Here is a 1,818-nt window from a genome sequence, read left to right on the forward strand (position 1 = left end):
CGGCAGGTTGAAGACCTGTCATCTCCTTGTTAGGAGAGGCGAACGCAGGGAACTGAAACATCTAAGTACCTGTAGGAGAAGAAAACAAAAGTGATTCCGTGAGTAGTGGCGAGCGAAAGCGGAGGAGCCCAAACCGAAGTTGTTTCGGCAGCTTCGGGGTAGTAGGACAGCCACAAGGCGAAGCTAGCGAATTGAAGTGAGTTGGGAAACTCTACCGGAGAGGGTGAAAGTCCCGTAAATGGAGCGAAGCTGAGCTGGGCTGCATCCTGAGTAGGGCGGGGTTGGAGACGCCCCGTTTGAAACAGCCAGCACCATCTGGTAAGGCTAAATACTCCCAAGAGACCGATAGTGAAGAAGTACCGTGAGGGAAAGGTGAAAAGTACCCCGAACAGGGGGGTGAAAAGAACCTGAAACCATACGCTTACAAGCGGTCGGAGGGGCAATTGCCCTGACGGCGTGCCTTTTGCATAATGAGCCTACGAGTTACCTTTCTTGGCAAGGTTAAGTACTTGAAGTACGAAGCCGAAGCGAAAGCGAGTCTGAATAGGGCGTGAAGTCAGGGGAGGTAGACGCGAAACCTAGTGATCTACCCTTGGTCAGGATGAAGGTCTGGTAAAGCAGGCTGGAGGTCCGAACTAGTAGACGTTGAAAAGTCTTTGGATGAACTGAGGGTAGGGGTGAAAGGCTAATCAAACTGGGAAATAGCTCGTACTCTCCGAAATGCCTTTAGGGGCAGCGTCAAATTAGTCTTGCTGAGGTAGAGCTACCAATAGGACTAGGGGGCTTCACCGCCTACCAAATCCTGATGAACTCCGAATGCGGCAAGATGATGTTTGGCAGTGAGGGCTTGGGTGCTAAGGTCCGAGTCCGAGAGGGAAAGAACCCAGAGCATCGGCTAAGGTCTCAAAGTGTGAGTTAAGTTGAACAAAGGCGGTCTGACTGCCTTGACAGCCAGGAGGTTAGCTTGGAAGCAGCTATTCCTTTAAAGAGTGCGTAACAGCTCACTGGTCGAGCGGTTGGGCATCTATAATAAACGGGCATCAAACTCACCACCGAAGCTGTGCCATAGAGATATGGGTAGGAGAGCATTCTGCTGGCGGCGAAGGCGAGCTGTGAGGCTTGTTGGAGTTAGTAGAAAAGCAAATGTAGGCATAAGTAACGATAATCAGAGTGAAAAACTTTGACACCGAAAGACTAAGGTTTCCTGTGGCAACGTTCATCGTCCCAGGGTTAGTCGGGAGCTAAGGGGAAGCCGAAAGGCGTACCTGATGCACAGCAGGTTAATATTCCTGCACTTGCAGTAGTGCGAAGCGATGACGGAGTGGTGTAGTCCTTACGTACTGACGGAAAAGTGCGTAGAGTGGAGCCTTCGGGTGAAGCGAAAGGGTGTAACTGCTTCCAAGAAAAGTCGTGTAGCTACAGCTGCTGCAACCCGTACCGCAAACCGACACAGGTAGTTGAGGCGAGAAGCCTAAGGTGCTCGAGATACACACGGCTAAGGAACTCGGCAAATTAACCCTGTAACTTCGGGAGAAGGGGAGCCAGCGAGAGCTGGTCGCAGAGAATAGGTCCAGGCGACTGTTTAACAAAAACACAGGGCTTTGCGAAAACGAAAGTTTAAGTATAAGGCCTGACACCTGCCCGGTGCTGGAAGGTTAAGGGGGGGGGTTAGCTGCGAGGCGAAGCTCTGAACCGAAGCCCCAGTAAACGGCGGCCGTAACTATAACGGTCCTAAGGTAGCGAAATTCCTTGTCGGGTAAGTTCCGACCTGCACGAATGGTGTAACGATCTGGACGCTGTCTCAGCCGTGTACTCGGT

General features: G+C 51.8%; 1 rRNA gene (only partly in view). It reads left to right on the forward strand.

The window, feature by feature from the left end:
• Positions 1–1,818: ribosomal RNA gene (locus tag ACWITO_RS01940) — 23S ribosomal RNA — on the forward strand (its annotated part extends 127 nt beyond the left edge of the window); the annotation flags it as partial.

This window comes from Raineya sp., assembly GCF_053497555.1.